General features: G+C 72.7%; 16 protein-coding genes. 2 read left to right on the plus strand and 14 right to left on the minus strand.

Features of this window, described 5'->3' with window-relative positions:
* Positions 1 to 10: 10 nt before the first annotated feature.
* From F603_RS0121545 to F603_RS0121595, 11 genes are all read right to left on the minus strand, one after another.
* A complete protein-coding gene (locus tag F603_RS0121545; RefSeq protein WP_019548030.1) occupies positions 11 to 1936 on the minus strand; it encodes a P-loop ATPase, Sll1717 family in 1926 nt (641 codons plus the stop codon).
* Between the two features lie 290 nt (positions 1937 to 2226).
* The gene (locus F603_RS0121550) at positions 2227 to 2967 is read right to left on the minus strand and encodes a hypothetical protein (RefSeq protein WP_245600863.1); all 741 of its coding nucleotides are present in this window, start codon (positions 2965 to 2967) and stop codon (positions 2227 to 2229) included.
* 235 nt (positions 2968 to 3202) lie between these two features.
* Positions 3203 to 4021, minus strand: a complete 819-nt coding sequence (locus F603_RS0121555) for an HAD family hydrolase (RefSeq protein ID WP_019548032.1) — start codon at positions 4019 to 4021, stop codon at positions 3203 to 3205.
* Positions 4018 to 5295, minus strand: coding sequence for a serine--tRNA ligase (gene serS / locus F603_RS0121560; RefSeq protein WP_019548033.1), 1278 nt, complete (start codon positions 5293 to 5295; stop codon positions 4018 to 4020). The genes F603_RS0121555 and serS overlap by 4 nt, the downstream gene beginning before the upstream one ends.
* A 640-nt stretch (positions 5296 to 5935) precedes the next feature.
* Positions 5936 to 6886, minus strand: a complete 951-nt coding sequence (pheA, locus tag F603_RS0121565) for a prephenate dehydratase (protein ID WP_019548034.1) — start codon at positions 6884 to 6886, stop codon at positions 5936 to 5938.
* Positions 6887 to 6927: 41 nt separating this feature from the next.
* Positions 6928 to 8211: an iron uptake transporter deferrochelatase/peroxidase subunit gene (efeB, locus tag F603_RS0121570; protein WP_019548035.1), complete on the minus strand. Its 1284-nt coding sequence runs from the start codon at positions 8209 to 8211 to the stop codon at positions 6928 to 6930.
* A 71-nt stretch (positions 8212 to 8282) separates the two neighbouring features.
* On the minus strand, positions 8283 to 10184 hold the full coding sequence (locus tag F603_RS0121575) for a copper resistance CopC/CopD family protein (protein ID WP_019548036.1): 1902 nt from the start codon (positions 10182 to 10184) through the stop codon (positions 8283 to 8285).
* A gap of 10 nt (positions 10185 to 10194) precedes the next feature.
* The gene (locus F603_RS0121580; RefSeq protein WP_019548037.1) at positions 10195 to 10653 is read right to left on the minus strand and encodes a copper chaperone PCu(A)C; all 459 of its coding nucleotides are present in this window, start codon (positions 10651 to 10653) and stop codon (positions 10195 to 10197) included.
* Complete coding sequence (locus F603_RS0121585; RefSeq protein ID WP_019548038.1) at positions 10650 to 11309, minus strand: SCO family protein; 660 nt, start codon at positions 11307 to 11309, stop codon at positions 10650 to 10652. The genes F603_RS0121580 and F603_RS0121585 overlap by 4 nt, the downstream gene beginning before the upstream one ends.
* Positions 11310 to 11382: 73 nt before the next feature.
* Positions 11383 to 12114: a YcnI family copper-binding membrane protein gene (locus F603_RS0121590; RefSeq protein WP_019548039.1), complete on the minus strand. Its 732-nt coding sequence runs from the start codon at positions 12112 to 12114 to the stop codon at positions 11383 to 11385.
* Between the two features lie 195 nt (positions 12115 to 12309).
* Positions 12310 to 13116, minus strand: a complete 807-nt coding sequence (locus F603_RS0121595) for a hypothetical protein (protein ID WP_026328618.1) — start codon at positions 13114 to 13116, stop codon at positions 12310 to 12312.
* A 216-nt stretch (positions 13117 to 13332) separates the two neighbouring features.
* Here F603_RS0121595 and F603_RS0121600 point away from each other — a divergent pair, with 216 nt between their 5' ends.
* On the plus strand, positions 13333 to 13794 hold the full coding sequence (locus F603_RS0121600) for an ATP-binding protein (RefSeq protein WP_019548041.1): 462 nt from the start codon (positions 13333 to 13335) through the stop codon (positions 13792 to 13794).
* A 33-nt stretch (positions 13795 to 13827) separates the two neighbouring features.
* On the opposite strand, the gene F603_RS0121605 is transcribed toward F603_RS0121600, so the two are convergent.
* From F603_RS0121605 to F603_RS0121615, 3 genes are all read right to left on the minus strand, one after another.
* Complete coding sequence (locus F603_RS0121605; protein ID WP_245600864.1) at positions 13828 to 14937, minus strand: PP2C family protein-serine/threonine phosphatase; 1110 nt, start codon at positions 14935 to 14937, stop codon at positions 13828 to 13830.
* 133 nt (positions 14938 to 15070) lie between these two features.
* The gene (locus tag F603_RS0121610) at positions 15071 to 16501 is read right to left on the minus strand and encodes an aminopeptidase P family protein (protein ID WP_019548043.1); all 1431 of its coding nucleotides are present in this window, start codon (positions 16499 to 16501) and stop codon (positions 15071 to 15073) included.
* A gap of 111 nt (positions 16502 to 16612) precedes the next feature.
* The gene (locus tag F603_RS0121615; protein ID WP_026328619.1) at positions 16613 to 18184 is read right to left on the minus strand and encodes a PP2C family protein-serine/threonine phosphatase; all 1572 of its coding nucleotides are present in this window, start codon (positions 18182 to 18184) and stop codon (positions 16613 to 16615) included.
* 604 nt (positions 18185 to 18788) lie between these two features.
* Between F603_RS0121615 and F603_RS0121620 the strand changes: the two genes are divergently transcribed.
* Positions 18789 to 19637, plus strand: coding sequence for a bifunctional DNA primase/polymerase (locus F603_RS0121620; RefSeq protein ID WP_019548045.1), 849 nt, complete (start codon positions 18789 to 18791; stop codon positions 19635 to 19637).
* Positions 19638 to 19796: the final 159 nt, after the last annotated feature.

The following is a 19796-nucleotide window of genomic DNA, read 5'->3' on the forward strand; positions in this document are numbered from 1 at the left end:
CGAGGGGCGCTCAGCCGGAGTTGCCGCTGCCGCTGTAGGAGCCGCCGCCGAGCCGGGTGAGGTGGTCGGCCGCCTCGTGGAAGCTGCGGATGAGGGAGGTGTTGGCGCGCGTCGGCTCCTCCACCCCGCCGAGCTCGACGGCGTACCGGCGCAGCCGCGTCACCACCCATCCGAGGTGCGCCGACTGCTCGGCGGTCCCGGGAGCCTCCCGGAGCAGGGCCGCCGTGCGCGCCTCCAGGGCTTCCACCGCCTCCCTCGCCAGCGTGTGCTCCCGCTCGGAGACGTCCGCCGCCTCGGCCCTCTCCCTGAGGCCCCGGCAGGTGGCCGAGGCGCGCTGGAGGAGGTAGACCGGTGAACTGCCGCGCCCGCTCTGGGCGTAGAGGACGCTCCGCGACGTGGACAGCTCCTCGGAGCCGTGCCGCGCGTCCTGGCGGGGGCGCGTGACGCCGAGCGCGGGGCGGAAGCACGGGTGGACCTCGAACTCGTCGTCGTGGGGCTGGACGCCGAGGTGGTTGGCGGTGGCGTAGACGGCGCGGCGGGGCTCGCCGCGGCGGGCGCCGAGGAAGCCGACCTCGAAGAGGATGCCGAGGACCCTCTCGGGCGTGAACGTGGACGCGGCGAAGTAGGACGGGTACTCGCGCGGTATCCAGCCGGCCGAGCGCTCCAACCTCGCCGCCAACTCCCCTCGCCCGACGACGGGTTCGCGGTTCTGGAAGAGCGCCAGCAGCGGGTCGAGGTAGGGGTGGACGACGATGTACTCCTGCACCAGGTCCTTCAGCTTCCACCGCGAGAACTCCTCCGAGGCGCGCCGCACGTCCTCGGGCTCGATCCGCGCGAGGTGCCCGCTGCGGAACGCGACGTCGCGGCAACTGGTGGAGTACTGGATCACGTCGCGCGGGCGCGCAAGGGAGCGCGCGAGGAGGTACTCGGCGGTGGGCTCGCCGTCGACCGACTCGGGGAAGACACCGCCCCACAGCTCCCGCTCGCTCAACTCCCTGCCCAGCGAGGCCGCGGCGCGGGTACGGACGAGCTCTTTGAGCTCGGTGGCGCTCCAGTCGATGCGCAGCTCGTCGCCGCGGAACTTGTCGCCCTCGGGGAAGACGAGCGAGTCGTAGATGTCGGAGCGGAGGAAGAGGACGCAGCGCAGCGCCGGCGCGTACGTGCCCGCGGCCCACTTCGCCGCGAGGAGAAGGCCGATCACCATGGAGTTGCTCTCCTCGTCGGAGGACCAGACCTGCTCGATCTGGTCGACGAGCAGGAGCAGCGGCGGGTGCGTACCGGCACAGCCGAGCCGCCGGAAGGCTCCGGCCACCTCCTGCTCGACGATCTCCAACTGCCGCTGGGCGCGGGCGCCTTCGGAGCCGCCCTCCCGCTGGAGCTCGGCGCGGAAGCCGAACGCCTCCAGGGCGAGCGAGGTCCGCAGCGCCTTCGCCCCGTGCACGACGCGGTCCACCAGGTTCGCCTCGCGCAGCTCCCCGTTGTCCCTGAGGAACCTGCGCAGGCTCCGCACCTTTCCGCGGCTGCCGCGACCGTGGGCCTCCCGCGCGTGGTCCACGAGGTGCCTCGCCGCGTGGACGGCGAAGACGTACCGCCAGATCAGGGAGCGCGCGGTGTCGCCGTTGAGGCCCTGGAGCGCGAAGCGGCGCAGCTCGCCTCCGGCGGCGTCGTCCGGCGCGAGGGCGAGCGCCGCGGCGCCGGGCGGCGCGTCGGCGGCGACGGCGCCGCCCGCTGCGAGCTGCATGCAGATGGCGCTCTTGCCGGTGCCCTTGCGGCCGACGACGAGCGTCTTCCGCCCGGCGACGACGTCCCGGTACGCCGGGGTGGGGCGGAAGCCGTCGCGCAACAGGCCCTCGGCCATGTCGCGTTCGGCGTCCTCGCGGCCGAACGAGAGGCGCTCCACCGGCGTGCGAGCGGTCTCCTCTGCGTGCCTCGGCATCGTCGCGCTCCGTCTCCCGGTTGTCGGCGGGTCGATTCTCTCTCCGGGGCAGGGGTGGCGCCATGCTGGGGTGCGGCAAGGGTGAACCGGGGGTGTACGGGGGCTCGTTGGGTTGCGTGTTGGGGTCGGCCCTGTGGAAGGAGCCGGCGAAATGCCTCTCGTCGTCGCGGACTTCGGCGTGCACAGGGGTGGTTGCTGCCTGTGGATAACCGTCAGATCCTGTCCACAGCCCGCGTGTTGACCCAGGTGGCGCCGGGCTCACGGCCCGGCGCCACCCGACTGCCGGTGCCTCAGCGCCCGTCAGCGAGTCTGCGGCTGAGGCCGCAGATCAACTGCTCGGTGTGCGCGGTGCGCAGCTCGACGGCGGCGACCCGGTGGTCGAGGAGGTCCAGCCGCTGCTCCACCCCGTCGAGCCGCCGGTCCAGGCGACCGAGCCGACCCGACATACGGGCCAGCACGGGGCCCAGCTCCCGCAGCGTGACGCCGATTTCGTGGACGGCCGCCTCGACGCGGTCGAGCCGGGCCTCACACGTCGCCCAACCGCTCTCCGCCGCGGCTGCGCCGTCCCGCCGTGCCGACTCTGCTTCGAGCAGGTACCAGCGGACCCTGCGGGCCACCTCGCTGTCGCGCAGCAGCATGCCGACGTTGAGGACTGCGCGGCGGGTGAAGACCATGAGTCGCCGCCGGCGCTGTGGATAACCCACCTGTGGATAACCAGCACCGCCCTCATTTGAGACCGACAAGCTGTCGGTCTCAAATTTTTGCAGGTCAGAAGTGCGCAACACCTCCATCCCACTCTCCTGGAGCTCCTTCCGGTGCCGCTCCACGAGTTTTTCCACAACCTTCACCTCGACCTCGAAGAACGCGGCGACGTCCCTTGTGGACGCGCGCACGCCATCCGGGGAGAGAGCCAACGCCTTGACGCGATCGAGGACTTCGACCCTGTGGGCCACTGCGGAGCGCGCACTGCACGACTCCGTCAGAACGGACTCGGTGTACACGAGCCATCCCTCCTGGGGAGCTGCGGACATGACGGTCTCGCCCCGCTTGCCTGGGGGGCTTCGCCAGGTGTCCGTATCCAGGAGCCAGGATCGGAGGTCAGCTCATGTCGTCCCGTACTCTGCGACCGGCCCTCGGACCGGCAACCGCCACTTCACGCACTCTCGTCGCCACGTACTCCAGTCGCCTCCGCGCACCCTTCCCAACGAGCACACGGTCGTACGGTCACAGCGGTCCGCGGCGAAGTCGCCGCGGCGGCGCGGGCGTTCAGCCACCGAGAAGCCTCTCCAGCACGAGGGCGATACCGTCCTCCTCGTTGGAGGCGGTCACCTCGTCGCAGACGGCGAGGAGTTCGGGGTGCGCATTGGCCATCGCGACGCCGTGGCCCGCCCAGGAGAGCAGCGGCACGTCGTTCGGCATGTCGCCGAAGGCGAGGGTCTCCCCCTTCTGCACGCCGAGCCGCCGGGCGACGAGCGAGAGCCCGCGCGCCTTGCTGAGCCCCGAGGGCAGCAGCTCCACGACGCCGGCACCCGCCATCGTCACGGAGACCAGGTCCCCCGCGAGCCGGCGTGCGGCAGAGGCGAGTTCGTCGTCCCCGAGCGAGGGGTGCTGGAGGTAGAGCTTGTTGAGCGGTTCGGCCCACAGCACCTCCGGGTCGGTGCAGGGCACGTGCGGCAGCGGCCCCTCCTGCACCGCGTACCCCGGCGCGACGACGACCTCCCCGTCGACGCCGTCCCGCGAGGCGGCGAGGAGCAGCGGCCCCACCTCCGCCTCGATCCTCGCCACCGCGCGCCGTGCGAGGTCGCGGTCGAGCGTCACCGAGGTGACCATCCGGCGCGCCCCGGCGTCGTAGACCTGCCCGCCCTGGCCGCAGACGGCGAGCCCCTCGTACCCGAGCGCGTCGAAGACCTGCCGCGTCCAGGGCACGGCACGGCCCGTGACCACGAGGTGCGTGGCACCGCTCTTGCCGGCCTCGGCGAGTGCGTCCCTGGTGCGCGCCGAGACGGTGTCGTCGCCGCGGAGCAGTGTCCCGTCGAGGTCGGTGGCGATGAGGCTGTAGGGGAACTCGCTGTTGGTTGCGGTCACTTGGCGATCGGCTCCAGTCTCTCCCGGCCACCGAGGTAGGGCCTGAGCACGGGCGGCACCCAGACGGAGCCGTCCTCCAACTGGTGGTTCTCCAGGAGTGCCACGAGGGTGCGGGGTACGGCGCACAGCGTCCCGTTGAGGGTGGCGAGCGGCCGTACGTGCTTGCCGTCGCGCATCCGGATGGAGAGCCGCCGCGACTGGAACTCGGTGCAGTCCGAGGTGGAGGTGAGCTCCCGGTACTTCCCCTGGGTCGGGACCCACGCCTCGCAGTCGAACTTGCGGGCCGCCGAGGCGCCGAGGTCGCCCGTGGCCACGTCGATGACCTGGAAGGGCAGTTCGAGCGAGGAGAGCCACTCCTTCTCCCACTCCAGCAGCCTGCGGTGCTCCGCCTCCGAGTCCTCGGGCGCGACGTAGGAGAACATCTCGACCTTGGTGAACTGGTGGACCCGGAAGATGCCGCGGGTGTCCTTCCCGTAGGAGCCGGCCTCCCTGCGGAAGCAGGGCGACGAGGCCGCGTACCTCAGCGGGAGGCGGTCGACGTCGATGATCTCGTCCATGTGGTAGCCGGCGAGGGCGACCTCGGAGGTGCCGACGAGGTAGAGGTCGTCCTTCTCCAACTGGTAGACGTCCTGCGCGGCCTGGCCGAGGAAGCCGGTGCCCTCCATCGCCTGCGACTTGGTGAGCGCGGGCGTGAGCATCGGCGTGAAACCGGCCGCCGTGGCCTGCGCGACGGCGGCGTTGACGAGCGCCAGCTCCAGCAGGGCGCCGACGCCCGTGAGGTAGTAGAAGCGGGCGCCCGAGACCTTGGCGCCGCGCTCGGTGTCGATGGCGCCGAGCCGGTCGCCGAGCTCCAGGTGGTCGCGGGGCGCGAAGCCCTCGGCCGCGAAGTCGCGCGGCGTGCCGACCGTCTCCAGGACGGTGAAGTCCTCCTCGCCTCCGACGGGGACGTCGGGGTGCACGAGGTTGCCCAACTGCCTGACGAGCTCCCTCGTCTGCTCCTCGGCCTCGGCGCGCTCGGCGTCCGCCGCCTTGACGGCTTGGGAGAGCTCGCCGGCGCGCTCCAGCATCGTCGCCTTCTCGTCGGGCTCCGCCTTCGGGATGCGCTTGCCGAGCTGCTTCTGCTCTGAGCGGAGTTCGTCGAAGCGGACGGTCGAGCTCCTGCGCCGCTCGTCGGCGGAGAGCACCGCGTCGACGAGCGCCGGGTCCTCTCCTCGGGCACGCTGCGAAGCGCGTGCGCGGTCGGGGTCGTCACGGAGCAGGCGAAGGTCAATCACAGCACCAGCCTACCGGTGGCCCACAGACCGCGGCGAAGTAATACTCGAACCAGAAACGTTAGCAATTGTCCAAATTGACTGCTATTCAAGTCTTTTGGGTCGCATGCCCCGCATTCTGGTGGAGGTCGACGTACCAGCCGGAGCCGCCGCCGACACCGGAGGACGGGGCGAACACAGGCCTCCGCAGGACCGTGGACGGGGACTTATCCACAGCCGCGGACTCCTTCACAAGGTTATCCACAGGGTCCGGCGTCCACCTGTGGAAATTGAACGAGATCGTTCCGCAGACCTCGCCCGGGCGAGGAGAATTCTCGGAGCAAAACGGAAAAACCATGCGTATTCGATCCGATTCGCACGCCACACACTCACCCCCAGGGATTGATCAAAAGAATTGAGGTGACGAGGCGGCACCCATTCCCGCTTGGCGAACTCTGAGATCTCCATGCGGTTTTGTCGACAGTGCCCGTTTCCTCCCATCCCCTTGTGCACAGCCCTCGACGACGCCCTGTGGAAAACCCTGTGGACAAGTCACCGCCCCCACGGCAGCGGCCTCGAAGCCCCCGTCCCCCTCTCCAGGTCAGCCGCCCGCGGAGGGCGGAGCGACGCCCGACGCCGACCGCCGTCCCCGTCGGGGAGACGCTCAGATCCGTCCGTCGAGGCACCGGTTGAGCCAGTCGGCAGCGGAGAGGAAGTCCTCGTCCGAGTTGCCGGGACGGACCGCCGGCTCCTCCCGATCGGCCCGCGGGTACGAGCCGAGGAAGCGCACCGCACGCGTCGCACGGCGCAGCCCCATCAGGACGTCGCCGACCCTGCGGTCCTGGACGTGGCCCTCGCAGTCGATGGAGAAGCAGTACCGGCCCATCCCCTCGCCCGTCGGCCGCGACTCGATGCGCATCATGTTGACCCCGCGGGCCGCGAACTCCTGGAGCACCTCGAGCAGGGCGCCCGGGTGGTCCTCGCGCAGCCAGAAGACGGCGGACGTCTTGTCGGCACCGGTCGGCGCCGCAGGCCGGGCCGGGCGCCCCACGAGCACGAACCGCGTGACGGCGTTCTCCGCGTCGTGGATCTCCTTGACGAGCGGCTCCAGGCTGTACGTGGGGGCGGCGAACTCCCCGGCGAACGCCGCGTCGTACCGCCCCTCCTGGACGAGGCGGGCGCCGTCCGCGTTGGAGGCGGCCGACTCCCAGAGCGCGTCGGGGAGATGGGCGGCGAGCCAGTTGCGGACCTGGGGCTGCGCCACGGGGTGGCCGGTGACCGTCTTGATCTCCTCCAGCCGCGTCCCCGGGCGCACGAGGAGCGCGAAGGTGATCGGGAGCAGCACCTCGCGGTAGATCATGAGCTGCCGCCCGCCGGCGAGCTCGTCGACGGTGGCGCTGACGCCGCCCTCCACGGAGTTCTCGATCGGTACGAAGGCGGCGGCCGCCTCCCCGTCGCGCACCGCGTCCAGCGCGGCGGGCACCGAGACCATCGGGTCGAGCTGCCGCACATCGGCCTCGGGGAGCGTGCGCAGGGCCGCCTCGGTGAAGGTGCCGGCCGGGCCGAGGTACGTGTACCGGTTGGCCGGGAGGTTCTCAGGTGCCGCAGATGCCATGGGGACACCGTAGCCCCAGCCGCGGCACCCGCCTCGCGGCTTCACCCCTCCAGGAGTGGTTGCCCCACGTACTCGCCCTCGGCCGCACCGCCAGGCACCGCGAAGAGGGCGCTCGCCTCGTGGCGGAGGAACCGGGAGAGCGCGTCGCCGCGGTCGAGCTTGCGCTGGACGGGGACGAAGCCGCGCAGCGGGTCCGCCTGCCAGGCGACGAAGAGGAGGCCCGCGTCGGGCGCGCCGTCGTCGCGGAAGCCGTCGTGGAAGGAGAAGGAGCGGCGGAGCATGGCGGCGCCGCCGTTGGTCCCGGGTGCGGCCACGCGGATGTGCGCGTCGGCGGCGATCGCCAGCGAGCCGCTCTTGCGCTTCTCCAGGTCGGGGGCGGTGTCCTCGTCACCGCCCGAGAGCGGGGCACCGTCGGACTTCCGGCGGCCGACGACGCGCTCCTGGTCGTGGAGGGGTTCGGCTTCCCAGTCGTCGAGGAGCATGCGGATGCGGCGGAAGACGGCGTAGGAGCCGTTCGCCATCCAGGCGGGGGAGCCGTCGCCCGGCACGAAGACGCGCTCGTCGAACTCCTCGTCCCGCGGCTTCGGGTTGTTGGTGCCGTCGAGCTGGCCCATGAGGTTGCGCATCGTCGTCGGGTGCGCCGTGGCCCCGGGGGAGCGGTTGAAGCCGCTGTACTGCCAGCGCAGTCCGGCCGTTTCGCCGGCGAGGCGCTGGAGCAGGCGCAGCGCCTGGAAGGCGACGAGCCCGTCGTCGGCGCCGATCTGCACCCACAGGTCGCCGTCGGAGCGGGCCCTGTCGAGCGCGTCCGAGGAGAAGTCGGGGAGCGGCGCCAACTCGCGCGGCATACGGGAGCGGAGACCGGTGCGGGAGAAGAAGCCCCGCCCGAACCCGAAGGTGACGGTGAGCGAGGAGGGCCCCGCGTCCCTGCCGACGTCGGCGCCCGCGCGCTCCCCCTGCCACGGCTCCCCCGCCATCAGCCGCTCCGCCGCACTCGACCATCGGCGCAGCAGCGCGACCGCGCCGGTTCGGCCCGCGCCGGGCGCGAGGTCGAACGCGGCGAGGTGGCCGTGCGCCTGGAGCGGGGTGGTGATGCCGGGCTGGTGGGTGCCGTGGAAGGGGACCCGGGTGGCACCGAGGGAGGTGAGCGGTTCCGGGTCGCTCCGCGTCGCCGCCCAGCCGGCGCTCGCGCCGGCGCCGACGGCGAGGCCGGCCGCGCCGGCGGCGCCCGCGGTGCCGAGGAGACGGCGCCGGGTGACGCCGGCCGGCGGCTCGTCGGCGGGGTGTTGGCGTGCCGGGTCCGTGTCGGTGGACGTATGAGTGGTCATTGCTTCGTCGTCCTGCTCTTGTCTTCCCTCGCGCCGGGCGCTCCACGGTAGCCGTGGCGGCGGGCCGGGCGTCAGCCGATGCGGGCTCGTGCGTTCTCGGTCGTCTGGTCGATGTCGGAGGTACGGACGGTGAGGGCGAACTTCCACTCGCCGGCCATGGGGATCTGCACCCCGGTCGCGTGCCAGTGGCCGGGGACGCCGGCGAGCGGCGCGAGCTTCGCGGGGAGCGGGCCGATGTTCTTGTCCGTGAGGCTCAGCGCGAGCTTCACCTCCTCCGCCTCGAGCGGCTCGCCTCGGGCGTCGTCGAGCTGCACGGCGATCTCGTTCTTCCCTGAGGCACCGGGCTCGACGGCGATCTCGGCGGTGCCCTCCCCGCCCTTGCCGCCCGTGTCGAAGGGGACCTTCAACTGCGTCGGGCCCGACTTCTCGGTGACGCCTGCCGCGTCGCTGCCCTGGGCCGAGGTCTCGGTGCGGGCCGGCTCGGTCGTGGTGAGCAGCGTGGTCACGGCGAGGACGGCGACCGCGATCGCCGTCTCGACGAGGAGGGAGCGCCGCAGTCCCGAGCGCTCCGCGTCCCGCTCCCGTTCGCCCTTGCGCCGCGCCGCGTTGACGGCCGCGCGCTGGCGTGCGAGCTGCGCCGTGCGCACGGGGTCGCCGCCGGCGGGTACGGGCTCCGGCTCGGGCTCCTCCTCGTCGGGCGCGGCCTCCGGCACCTCGCGCAGCCGGGCCGTCCAGCGGCGGGAGACCCAGCCGACGCAGACGAGGAGCGCCACGAGCGCCGTCTTCACGAGCAGGAGCTGCCCGTACGCGGTGCCGAAGAGCGCGTCGAAGGAGCCGACCTGCCGCCACGCCTGGTAGACCCCCGTCGCCGCGAGCACCGCGACGCTCACGGAGGCGAGCCCGGAGAACCGGCGCACCGCCTCGCGCGGGACCGCGGGACCGCCGCGCAGCAGTACGAAGACGCAGAAGAGACCGCCCAACCAGAGGCCGGCGGCGAGGAGATGGAGGACGTCGACGGGGATCGCCACCGCCGTCTGTATCCCTGTCGAGGCGTGCTCGGCCGCCGCCCAGCCGGCGGCGAGGCCGAGCGCCAGCACGCTGCCCCCGAGCGCGAGTCCGAACCGCAGGTCGCGCCGCCCGGTGTCCGCGCCCTGCTGTGCACCCGTCACGCCGGCGCGCGTCTGGTGGCCGAAGAGCACGGCGACGAAGAGCGCGGCGGCCGCGAGCAGCAGCAGCCGCGAGACGAGGACGGCGCCCGGCTTCGTCGCGACCGTCGTCGAGAGGGCGGAGACGTCGAGCGCCTCGGCGAGGCCGCCGCCGTTGATGTAGGGGTTGCGCAGGAGCAGCAGCGCGAGCGTCGAGACCGTGACGGTGAGCCAGCCGACCCGCACCGTCCGCCGCACCGCCGAGGTCCGCGCGGCCCCCGGCCAGCAGAGCAGCACGAACCCGCAGCCGCCGACGAGGAGGATGAACCCGGCGTACGCCGCGTACCGGCCGACGTCGTAGAGGAGCCCGACCCAGCCGCCGCCCGGCTCGCCCCCGTCGACGGAGGCCGACGTCTCGGAAGGCGCGCCGACGGAGAAGGTGAAGGCGCCGGAGACGGGGTGGCTGTCGGCGGAGACCGCCTGCCAGGCGACGGTGTAAGTGCCGTCGGGGAGCCCCGGCTTGAGCCCGACCGACCGCTGCTCCTCGCCGCCGCTTCCGACGTCGCGGACGGTGTCGCGGTCGACCCTGTTGCCGTCCGGGTCGAGGACGCGCAGCGATCCTTCGGTCATCGAGACCGCCTCGGAGAAGGTGAGCACCACCTGCTTCGGCGCGCTCTGCACCACCGCGCCCTCCTTCGGGCTGGTGTCGAGGAGCGCCGCGTGCGCGGTGGCGGTACCGGCGCTCAGGAGTACGCCGGCGGCGCACGCCAGTCCGACGAGGAGCGCCAGCAGCCGGGCACGCGGTCTGTGCGGGGTGGGGGAGAGCACGCCTGTTTCCTCACTTCCGTTGTGCGTCCGGTACGTGGGTGGCGGACTCGACGGGCGCCTCGACCTCGATCGGGTCCGACTCCTCGAAGTGGAGGACGAGCTGCACCCGTTCGCCCTCCACCGGCTTGCCCGAGAGTTCCGTGAGCATCAAGTGGCTGCCGCCGCGCCGTAGTTCGAGCTCCCCGCCGGCGGGCACCGGCAGCGAGTCGACGTGCTCCATGCGCCCGTCCTCCGTGGTGTGGAGCGCGACCTTCCCTGCGTCCGGGCTGCTCACGGACGTGAGCCGGTCGGCGCCCTCGCCCGAGTTGTGCACGGTGAGGAAGCCGCCCGCCATCCGCCCGTCCACCGGCTCCGGGACGTAGGCGCCGGAGACGCGGAGTTCGGGCGACGCCTCGGAGCAGCCGGCGAGGCCGAGCGCGGCGACGGCGGCGAGCGCGGCGGCCGTCGTCCGGGCCCCCCGGGGACTCACGGGTTGCGCCCCTCGATCAGCGCCGGCAGCTCCTTTTCCAGGACCTCCGGGGTGGCGTTGCCCTCGGTGTAGAGGACGTGCGCCTTGTCGTCCTTGGGCGAGAAGGCGAGGAGCTGCGAGCCGTGCGTCGAGACGACGTCGCCGTTCTTCTTCTTGTAGCTCGGCTCGATGGAGACGCCGAGGGTGCGGGCGCCGGCCTGGATGGTGTCGAAGTCGCCGGTGAGGCCGATGAACGACGGGTCCTGCCCGCGGAGCCACTTGCCGAGCTCCTTCGGGGTGTCGCGCTCCGGGTCGGAGGTGACGAAGACGACCCGCAGCTTGTCCTGTTCGGCCTTGGGCAGCTTCGACTTGGCCACCGCGATGTTGCTCATCGTCAGCGGGCAGACGTCGGGGCAGTTGGTGTAGCCGAAGTAGAGCAGCGTCGGCCGGCCCTCGGTCTCCTCGACGAGGTCGTACTTCTCGCCCTCGGTGTCGGTGAGGGTGAGGTCGGGCTTCTCGAAGGCCCGCTGGAGCACGACACCGCCCTTCTTCTCCTTCTCCACGGTCGCCGGCTTGCTCTCGCCACCTCCCTCCTCCGTGCTTCCGCCGCAGGCGGCGAGGGTGAGCGAGGCGGCGACGGCAAGGGCGGCGGCCGCTGCTGTACGGGTGGTGCGCATGGAAGTCGTGGATCTCTCTCTGCGGGCGGTGCGGCGCCCGCACTCTCGGGGCGCCGCACCGCGGGTGTGGTTGCTACTGGCCGGCGCGGCCGCGCCGGCCGGCGAGTACGCCGAAGCCGACCCCGGCCGCACCGAGCACGATGCCGGCGACGCCGAGCACTCGGGCCGCCGTGTCGGCGCCGCCGTCGGCCGAGCTCTCGGCCGAGGCGGTCTCGGTCTCGCCGGCCTTGGCGGGGGAGCCGGCGCCGCTCTCTGCGGCGTCGTCCGCCGCGAGCTTCAGCACCGGTGCCGGCGTCTCGGGCTCTTCGGCGCCCTCCTCCGGCTCCTCGATCCAGCGGACGACCTCGCCGCTGTCGTACGTCTGGAGCGCCTTGAAGACCAACTCGTTTGTGTCCTTGGGGAGTTGGCCGAGCGAGACGGGGAACTGCTGGAACTCGCCCGGCTTGATCTCGCCGCCGGTCCAAGTGATCTTGCTGACCGCCTCGGTGATCTTCTCGCCGTGCGACTCCAGCGGCTTGTCGAGCTTCTCCTTGGTGACCTCGACCTTCCATCCCGGCACCGGCTGCGGCATCGCGGAGGCGAGCGGGTGGTCGGTCGGCAGGTGCACCTCCAGCTTCTCCGTGGAGGCGTCGTCCCGCTCGTTCGGCACCTTGAAGTTGACGACGGCGTAGCCGCCCTGCTCCGCCTCCTCGGGGTCGACGGAGACGTGCGCGGCGGCCGGACCCGCGCAGAGCAGCACGCCCGAGACGGCCGCCGCACCGACGACCGTGAACCGCCGCGCGCTACGGACCTGGTTCTTCTCCATATGTCTGGCACTCCTGTTGCCCGGACGGCGCACCATCGCGCACCGCGGCGGCCGCCGGGCTCCAGCCCGGCAGGACGCACCGCGGCGAGATACCGCGCGTCCACTGATGGTTGGGGAGACTCCTCGGACCCCGCGACCCGCGCCTTCGGCGCATGCACGACGTGCCGGACGGCGCGCTCGCGCGCCCCGGCCGCGTCAGGCCGCGAGGATCAGGCAGCCCTCGGGCGGGCCCCTGGTGTGAACGGAGTGCGCCAACAGCACGGAGTGCGGCGGGGGTTCGGCCCGCTCGGCACGCGGAGCACGGCCGACGGCCGGCAGGAGCCGGCCCGTCCGGAGAGCGCCGGCGTAGACGAGCGCCGCACGCAACGCCCGCAGCGCGAAGACCTCGTCGGCGAAGCGCGCGGCCTGCTCGGGCAGCCGCGTCAGACGCCACAGCGCGGCCTCCCCGCGCCGCAGCAGCCAGCCGATGGCCACCGCGACGAGGAGGTGCCCGAGGAGCATCGGCGCATCGAAGGCACCGAGTGCGACGCGGGCGGCGCTGCGCAGGCACTCCAGCGGTGTCTCGACGCCGGCGAGCGGGGCGGTGTGCGCCGCGTGGGCCGACTGCGCAGCAGGCGCGGCCTGGAGCCCCGCCTGCTCGACGACGCGTTGCGCCTCCGCCTGGCTCATCCCCGCGACGGCCTGCTCGTTGCAGAGGAGGCGCTGCGCCAAGTCCCGCGCCCCGCCCTCGGGGGCCGGCTGCGGACTGTGGCCGACGCCGAGCGCGAAGAGCGTGTGCAGACCGAGCTGCCCGACGGCGCTGAGCGCGGCGATCCCGGGCAGCGAACGCTCCCTGCCCGCAAGGGCGGTAGAGGCGACGAGGACCGCGGCGAATCCGACGGCGAGCGTCGCCGGCGGTACGTGCCCGCCACCCGCCAGGGTGTGCCCGGCGGCGGACAGCACGACGCAGACCGCGGTGAAAACCGCGGCCCGCAGCACTCTCAGACCCCAACCGGCAGCCATGGCCGCGCCATCATCTCACCGCGCGCCTCAGCCGTATACAACAGGTGTCCTGCACCGATGCGCGTACCGCACCGTCCCGCGCCCCGCGCCCCGGTCGGCCGAACGGGCGGGATCGACGCCACGCCGAGTACCGTCCACGGGACCCGGCTATACGTCTCGGTATGGCCTGACGGCCTGCATGGTGGCCCACCGTCGAGCCACAGCCTGGAGGGTGTCATGAGCAGCCTGTGGTGGTCTCTTCGTCTGCGGCGCGAGGCGTCGAGCGTGCCGCTCGCCCGAAAGCTGCTGTTGGAGTCGATGGAGTCGGCGCGGGTCGACCCGGAGATCGCCTACGAACTCTCGCTCGCCCTCTCCGAAGCCTGCGCCAACGCCGTCGAGCACGGCGAGGCCGACGACCCGGGCGCCTACCGCGTCTCCGCGTACCTCGACGGCGACCGGTGCCGCATCGAAGTCGCCGACTCGGGGCCCGGGTTCGCGCGCGGGGCGCGCGGCTGCTCGCGCGCCGAGCCGAGTCGCAGTCAGGTCGCCTGGGACGCGGAGCACGGGCGGGGGCTCTTCCTCATCGAGTCCCTCGCCGACCACGTCAGATTCCGGAACAGACCCGGCAGCGGCGGCGCCGTCGTCAGCTTCGACAAGGTGCTCAGACCCGGAGGCGGAACGCTCCTCCCCGCCTCCTGAACGACGCACCTGCGCCGCCGCACCGCTCGGCAGCTACGGCTGGCCGGACTCGTTCCGCGTCCAGACGTCCTCCACCTCCGGGTACTCCCCTTCCTCCGTCTCCTGCTCCTCCTCTTCCGCCGGGTCGCGATAGCGGAGGAGGAGCATCGCCGCGTCGTCGTTGAGGGGGGAGCGCACGTGCTCCTCGATGTCCTGGTGGACGGCGGCGAGCGCGGCGTCCGGGTCGGTGTCCTTGAGGAGGTCGGCGCGCTCGTCGAGGGGGTAGAAGTGGTTCTCGCTGTCGCGGGCCTCGGTGACGCCGTCGGTGTAGAAGAGCAGTTGGTCGCCCGGAGCGAAGGCGACGCGGTGCGGACGCGGGTTCTCGCCGCCGTGGATCGGTCCGAGCCCCAGCGGGAGGCTGCGCTTGGGAGGCTCGGCGAACTGCACGGAACCGTCGGCGCGGATCGCCAGCGGAGCCGGGTGCCCGTAGTTGAGGAGGATGGCGCTCTCGCGGGTGCTGCCCCGCTCCTGCGCGTGCGGTACCTCGCAGAGGACGGCCGTGACGAACTTCTCGCCGAGCAGGTGCCGGTCGAGCGCGCGCTCCAACCTCGCGCCGACGGCGAGGAGATGGCGCTCGTCGTACGCCGCCTCCCGGAAGGCGCCGAGCACGACGGCGGCCGTCTCGACCGCTTCGAGCCCCTTGCCCTGGACATCGCCCACGATCACCCGCACCCCGCGGGGCGAGTGGACCACCTCGTAGAGGTCGCCCCCGATCCGCGCCTCCGCGACCGCCGACGTGTACGAGACGGCGACGCGCAGCTTCCCGGCGTTCCGCGGCACCGGCCGCAACAGCACGCGCTGCGCCGCCTCGGCGATCGACCTGACGTTGGCGAGCTCGGTCTCGCGCTGCTTCCGCACCGCCACCGCCAGCACGCTCGCCACGGCCACACCGGCGACGGAGATCAGCGTCGCGTCGCCCCTGCGCTCGCCGAACTGGCCGTTGTAGACGCTCATCGCAACGGAGAGGAGGAAGGCGCAGCCGCCGATCAGCGCCGTGCGCCGCACGCCGCCGATGAGCCCGGCGAACGCGGGACCGAGCGCCATCATCGACGAAAGGCCGATCCCGGGCCCCGCCGTGACGTCGACGAGGACGACCGCGCCCATGGCGAGAAAGGGAAGCGCGGACAGGGGTCCGGTCCAGAACCGGGAGACCAAAGCGTGCTCTCTTCCTCGTTGGGTACGGTGGCGAAGCCGCGCGGACTCTACTCGTCCGCGCGGCCCGTCCGGCCGTGTGCGGTCAGCTCCGCAGCCCTGCCATCCATTCTTCGACGTCGGCGCTGGTGCGCGGAAGGGCCTGGGACAGGTTCCGGTTGCCGTCCTCGGTGACGAGGATGTCGTCCTCGATGCGGACTCCGATGCCGCGGTACTCCTCCGGGACCGTCAGGTCGTCGGACTGGAAGTACAGGCCGGGCTCGACGGTGAGGCACATGCCCGGCTCCAGGGTGCCGTCCGCGTACGTCTCGCGGCGGGCCGCTGCGCAGTCGTGGACGTCCATTCCGAGCATGTGCCCCGTGCCGTGGAGCGTGAAGCGGCGCTGGAGGCCGAGTTCGAGGACGCGGTCGACGGGCCCTTCGAGGAGGCCCCACTCGACGAGCTTCTCCGCGAGCACCCGCTGCGCGGCCTCGTGGAAGTCGAGGTACTTGCCGCCGGGGCGCACGGCGGCGATGCCGGCCTCCTGCGCCTCGTGGACCGCGTCGTAGACCTTGCGCTGGAGGTCGGTGAAGCGGCCGCTGATGGGCAGGGTGCGTGTGACGTCGGCGGTGTAGAGGGTGTCGGTCTCCACGCCGGCGTCGAGGAGGAGGAGGTCTCCGGAGCGGACGGGGCCGTCGTTGCGCATCCAGTGGAGCGTCGTGGCGTGCGGGCCTGCGGCGCAGATCGAGCCGTAGCCCACGTCGTTGCCCTCGACGCGGGCGCGCAGGAAGAAGGTGCCCTCGATGTACCGCTCCGAGGTCGCCTCGGCCCGGTCGAGGACGCGTACGACGTCCTCGAAGCCGCGCGCCGTGGAGGCGCACGCCCGCTCCAGCTCGCCGATCTCGAAGTCGTCCTTGACGAGGCGGAGTTCGGAGAGGAACACCTTCAGCTCCTCGTCCTGCTCCGCGGTGGTCTTGTCGCCGAGCGCCGCCTCGACCCCCGCGTCGTACCCCCGTACGACGCGGGCGGGGCCGCGGGTCTTGCGGAGCCTCTCCACGACCTCGCGCACGTCCTCGACCGGCAGCCCGTAGAGCTGCTCGGCCTCCGCGTGGCTGTACCGGCGGCCGACCCACAGCTCGCCCTGGCCGTCGAGCCAGAACTCGCCGTTCTCCCGGTTGGAGCGGGGCAGCAGGTGGAGCACGGCCCGGTGGCCGCCCTCGGCGAGCGGCTCGAGGACGAGGACGCCGTCCTCGGTCTGGTCGCCCGTGAGGTACGCGTACTCGACGGAGGCGCGGAAGGGGTACTCGGTGTCGTTGGACCTCGTCTTGAGGTTCCCCGACGGGATCACCAGGCGCTCGCCCGGGAAGCGTGCGGAGAGCTTCGCCCGGCGCTCGGCGGTCCGTTCGGCCTGGGGGATCGGCTCCAGGTCGCGGAGCTCGGTATCGGCCCAGCCGGTCTTCATGCTCTCCGCGAGCTCGTCGGAGACACCCGGGTAGAGACCGTTCTTCCGCTGCTCGACCGGCTCCTCGTCCGCCACGTCCGCCTCCTAGGGATGGAAAAAACCATCTCCATCGTATGGGGAGGCGGAAGGAGGTACAGGGTCGAGAAGCTGTGACGTATCAGGCAGCGCCGGCCGGAACAGGCGCGGCTACAGGCGGGCGGCGAGGAGTACGACGTCCTCGGGATGGTCGGCGGAGTCGGCGAGGGCGCCCGGAAGCACGGTGCGCAGCACGTGCTCCACCAGGCGCTCCGGGTCGCGCCGCACGCTCCGGGGCGCGCAATCGGCGGCGGAGTGCAGGCGTGCGAAAGCGCGGTCGAGCGGCTGCCCGGTGCGGTGGAGCAGTCCGTCGCTGTAGAGCAGGAGCGTTTCGCCCTGCCGGAGCGAGAGTTCGGCGCTCGGCGCCTCCCAGCAGGCGAGCATGCCGAGGGGCGCGGAGACCCGCGTCTCCACCGCCTCGGCTCGCCCCTCGCCCACGACGATCGGCGGACACTGCCCCGCACCCGCCATGAGCACTCTCCGCCTCCCCGGATCGAGGTGCGCGAAGAGCGCCGTCGCCGAGCGCCCGCGCTCCGTGAGACGCAGCAGCAGCTCCAGGTCGGAGAGGACGGCGACCGGGTCCTCCCCCTCCATCACCGCGTACGCACGCAGCGAGGCACGCAGCCGCCCCATCGCCGCCACCGCCTCGGGCCCGCCACCGGTGACCCCGCCCACGCTCAGCCCCACGGCGCCCTCGGGCAGCGGCAGGACGTCGTACCAGTCGCCGCCGCCCCGCGGCCCCGTACGGTGCCGGACGGCGAGCGCGACGCCGGGCACCCGGGGGAGGCGGCCCGGCAGGAGTTCGGCGCGCAGCGCCGCCGCCTGCTCCAGCGCCCTGCTGCGCTCCAGGTGGCGCGCCGTGTACTCGCCCGCGTGCTGCAAGTAGAGCTCCAGCAGGCGGCGTTGGCGGGAGCTGGGTCGGGCCGGTTCGTCGTAGAGCCAGACGGCAGCGCCGTAGCGGCCGGCGGACGCGCCTTCGTGAGGCACGGGGGCGCGGCTGGCGAGGGGCACGGCGTAGCTGGCGGCGTAGCCGAGACGGGCGGCGACCTGGCGGTGGCGGGGGTCGAGTCCGGCGTCGCCGGGGATGTCGGCGTGGACGATCGCGGGGGGCGGCTCCTCGCCGGCGGGGACCTGCGCCCCGGGCTCCGAACTCGCGGGCGGTGGAGGCGTTTCGGCGGCGTCGAGGAGGCGGGCGCAGGCGGCCGAGGTGCGCGGGACGGTCTGCAACTCCCCGATGTCGGAGCGGCCGAGGCCGAGCCCGAAGGTGCGCTCGGGACCCGCGCGCTCCTGCGGCGCCAGCACGGCGAACGCGCGCTGGGCCCCGACGAGCGAGGCGCCGGCGCGGAGCGTTTCGTGGAGCGCGTCGTCGAGGGTGCTGGTCCGGGCGAGGCGCGCGGTGAGCTCGTTGAGGAGGGAGAGGTCGGCGAGCCACCCCGTCAACTGGTCCTGGACGGCGGTGAGGCGGTCGGCGACGGAGCGCGCGGGGCGGAAGGCGGCGGTGAGGAGCGACGTCCACGGCTCGGATCGCCGCTGCTCGCCGGGGAGTTCGCGCGGGGGCTCCGCATGCGGCGCGGTGTCTTCGGCCGCTGCCGCCCGTCCCGGCTCGGCAGTCGGCGGATTGTGCTCCCGGGTGGAGACCGCGGCCTGGGTTCCGGCCACTTTCGGCGCAGGCTCCGTGCTCATCGGCGGAGGCGTCCGAGGCGGTCGAAAGCTCTCAATAGCATCGCAAACCCCCATGTCATGCTGCTCCGCTATCAATGCCCCTACATGTACACATACCTCCGAGAAGATGTCCAGCACTGAACTACCGGGGTCGAGCGTCTTCACAAGGCGCGCGGCACGCCGTTGTACGGGGGCGGTTGGGGGTCACACGGATTGGCGTGAAAGCATCGCCTGGGTTCGGCGCGGGCTGTCGACTGACACCCGACCGAGGCTGGCTGTACGGGCGTTGACGTCGTCGACGCGGGTACGGAACCCAGTGCGGGGTTCCAAGCGTCCTAGGATGTGCGGCGGTCACTTCTCCGCCCTCACCGCTCGGCAGCAGGCACCGGTCGACAGCATCGGCACGCGTATCCACCGAGAGCACGCGAGCACGCACCACCACCCGGCACAGGCGGCAGCACACGGCACAAGCGCCAAGGGCGCGCCACCCTCCGCCACGTTCCACGCTCGGTCGGCAGCATGATGCCCTGTCCAGCACGTGCCGTCACGGAAGTTCTACGCGTTGTGATGAGCTAGGCGATTCGACAACCGGTCAACTGGCGTTTACGGAAAGGAACGAGCGCTGATGCGCGAGATCCTCGGAAGGCGACGCTCCCCCTCCCGGGCCCTGCGGCCCGAGAGCCTCTCCCACCGGGCCCTGCCCGTGCGCCTGTCCGGACGCGTACTGCGGCGGCTCCGCGCACTGCTGCGCGAGCGCGGCAACCCGCGTCCACGCGCCAGCGCGCTCCACGACGCCGCCGCGACCTGCGCCACCGAGTGGGGCTGGCCCGTGGTACCGGGCGTACAGGCGGTCGTACCGCAGTGCAGCGGCGCGCGCGGCCGTCGGGCGGCGAAGCCCAACGCCGGTACGCCCGACGCCCCGTTGGCGTGCAGTTGCCCGCAGCCCGACTGCGCCGTGCCCGGCGGCCACCCGTTCGACCCGGTACTCCAGGCGGCCACGACCGACCCCCGCATGGTGAGTTGGTGGTGGACGACGCGGCCGGACGCGCCGCTCGTCCTCGCCACCGGCGGCTCCGCGCCCTGCGGCCTGAGCCTCCCCGCCGTCGCGGGGGCGCGCGCGCTCGCCACCTTCGAGAGCCGGGGCGTGCGCCTGGGTCCCGTGACGGCGACACCGACCCGCTTCACGCTGCTCGTCGCCCCCTACGCGTTGGAGGAGCTCGGCGAACTCCTCTACGCCCACGACTCGGTGCCCAGCTCCCTGCGCTTCCACGGCGAGGGCGGCTACCTGCTGCTCCCGCCGTCCGCCACGGGGATCGGCACGGTGCGGTGGGAGCGCGTGCCGACGCTCGCCGACGGCGCCCCCTGGAAGTCGGGCGGTGGCACGCCGTGGCTGCCGAGGATGGAGAACGTCCTCGACGTACTCGTCGAGGCGAGCGCCACCGTCCCCGACACCGGCAGCCGACTGGCGTACTGAGGTGCGGCGGACCGGCGGGGAAGAGTCCAAGTCGCCGCCGTCCGCGGCCGCTTGGAGGGGGAAAGCGCGGACACCCGGGAGCCGACTCGACGTGCCCCGGCGGGCGAAGGACCGCACACATGGAAAACCCGGTCGCTGGCGACGGGGGATGCACCAGCG

This window comes from Streptomyces sulphureus DSM 40104 (assembly GCF_000381025.1).
GTDB lineage: Bacteria > Actinomycetota > Actinomycetes > Streptomycetales > Streptomycetaceae > Streptomyces > Streptomyces sulphureus.